This window comes from Bacteroides sp. 11BF, from assembly GCF_019633765.1.
Classification (GTDB): Bacteria; Bacteroidota; Bacteroidia; order Bacteroidales; family Bacteroidaceae; genus Bacteroides; species Bacteroides hominis.
Window position 1 is genome coordinate 1 of sequence record NZ_JAFKPJ010000053.1, and the last position, 2,496, is coordinate 2,496.

Annotated in this window: 2 protein-coding genes; both read left to right on the plus strand. The window is 44.2% G+C overall.

The features are described from left to right. The first annotated feature begins 194 nt into the window (after window positions 1-194). Window positions 195-530: a hypothetical protein gene (locus JZY04_RS20855; protein WP_228683657.1), complete on the plus strand. Its 336-nt coding sequence runs from the start codon at window positions 195-197 to the stop codon at window positions 528-530. A 34-nt stretch (window positions 531-564) separates the two neighbouring features. Beyond that, the gene (locus JZY04_RS20860; protein WP_044545269.1) at window positions 565-2,376 is read left to right on the plus strand and encodes a reverse transcriptase/maturase family protein; all 1,812 of its coding nucleotides are present in this window, start codon (window positions 565-567) and stop codon (window positions 2,374-2,376) included. The last annotated feature ends 120 nt before the right edge of the window (window positions 2,377-2,496 follow it).

The following is a 2,496-nucleotide window of genomic DNA, read 5'->3' on the forward strand; positions in this document are numbered from 1 at the left end:
AGTGCGCCCATAATAGGGGCTTGATAATAATCACTTTGGCAAGTGATTAGGTTAGTATTCCAATTTATAAACCTATCCCAGACCGACTTATCCGAATGGGAAACCAAACGGGGAGTGAAGCATGTCGGTAACGCGATAAGTCAGTTAATTGCTAAACTGCGACTGAATTGCTATGGGAAAAGACAGGCACGAGGATGAAACCTGATTGGTTGAACAATAGTCCTATGACTAATGTAGAGGTGGCAACGGAAAGCAGTTATATACGTTGCCTCGCAGTACCCACGCTTATTGAACGGAGTGATGGGCAAGGAATTTACTGCGACATATCCGTCAGAGAACAGAAAGGGATGTACGTTGCATCCGACAGTCTGTCAAGCCAAGTTATCAAGTCCACTAAATGGGGATTGCCTACACGGAGATGCCGAAAGGCTATGAGCACAGGCTCTGAAAACTCCGCATGGCAACGGAGTTCCCGTAGTAGTCTGAGCGTGGGAAAGCCACGTACATGGCGAAGGGGAACAGCTCGGTAATTTTAATATTGTCAAACGATAACGTGTGAGACGTATGAGAAATCCAGAGACCATATTAAACAGTTTATCTGCACATAGCAAAGATGTGCATTACAAGTACGAAAGGTTGTACCGCATCCTATTCAATGAACAGATGTTTTATGTAGCCTACCAGAGCATTTATGCGAAACCGGGCAACATGACACCCGGCTCAGACGGTAAGACCATTGACGGAATGAGCGTTGATAGAATAGGACATCTGATAGCTGCGCTAAAGGATGAAAGTTACATGCCAACGCCTGCCCGAAGAGTCTATATCCCTAAAAAGAATGGGAAGAAAAGACCATTGGGCATCCCATCAATCGAAGACAAGATGGTGCAAGAGGTCGTCAGACTTATTCTTGAAGCTGTCTATGAGGGACATTTTGAGAATTCCTCGCATGGATTCAGACCAAGAAGAAGCTGTCATACGGCTTTGCGTTCCATCCAAACTCTTTTCACTGGTGCGAACTGGTTCATCGAAGGTGACATCAAAGGATTCTTCGACAACATCGACCACCATATTCTGATTGAAACTCTTCGTGAGCGCATATCAGATGAAAGATTTCTTCGACTGATATGGAAATTCCTAAAGGCTGGATATATCGAAGATTTTACATTTCACAAGACGTATTCGGGAACTCCCCAAGGAGGGATAATAAGCCCTATCTTGGCAAATATCTACCTTGATAAGTTCGATAAATACATGCGTGAATATGCGGAATCATTCGACAAGGGCAAGAAAAAGCGGGAAAACCCACTCCACGCAAGTTACAGCCGAAAGGCTGTAAGATTACGCAAGACTATCCGAAACGCCACTGATGAGGATACGAAACGTGAATTGCTGACACAACTGAAAGAGGTGGAAGCTAAGACACGGAGAGTGCCGGCATCTATGGCAATGGATAGTAATTACAAGAGACTTAAATATATCAGATATGCCGATGACTTTCTAATCGGTGTAATTGGTAGTAAAGCAGACTGTGCGAAAATGAAAGAGAACTTTACAATATTCATGAGAGACAAACTAAAGCTTGAACTCTCCGAAGAAAAGACCCTTATCACAAATGCGCAGGATTCAGCAAAGTTTCTTGGGTATGAAATCTCTGTCAGAAAATCCGAAGCCATGAAGCGAAACAAGCTGGGATGGCTGAAGAGACCGTTCAGCGGACGCATAATACTGGCTCTGCCTATCGCCTCCGTCCAAAAGAAATTATTGGAACTGAAAGCAATGGAGCTTAGGGTAATCAATGGAAAGGAAATCTGGTATGCCATGCCACGCAATTACCTGACCAAAGAAGACCCAGCCACAATCTGCGCACGCTATACAACTGAAATCAGAGGTTTGTACCAATATTATAGGATTGCGGACAACATCTCTTTTGCAGGAAGTAAATTCGGTTACATAATGCGATATAGTTTCTGCAAAACTTTGGCAAAGAAACTAAATTCATCAACTGCCAAGGTTATACGAAAGTACAGAAGAGACCATGACCTGGCGATACCTTATCAAGCAAAGAAAGGAGAAACCAAGTTCCGAATACTCTATAATGACGGCTTTGCAAGGCAAGAGCCGGACAAAGACGCAACCTGCGATAATCTACCTAACACGTTTGTACTTCCTTTCCCCACTCTTGCGGAGAGACTCATGGAGCACAAATGTGAATTGTGTGGAGCAACCAATGTCAAGACCGTAATGTATCAAGTCCGTAAACTCAAAGGTATAAATACCGATACGGAGTGGCACCGACTGATGATTAAGAAATGGCGTAAGACGTTGGCAGTATGCAAACATTGTAATGCAAACATTCATGCTCATGACAAATAAACTGACATTACCAGTGGAGAGCCGTATGCAGGGAGACTTGCACGTACGGTTCGGGGGCAGGCTATGGGAAACCTACCACCGAAAGGTGGTAAGGCGCCCATCGCCGAGCCTACACGTGAA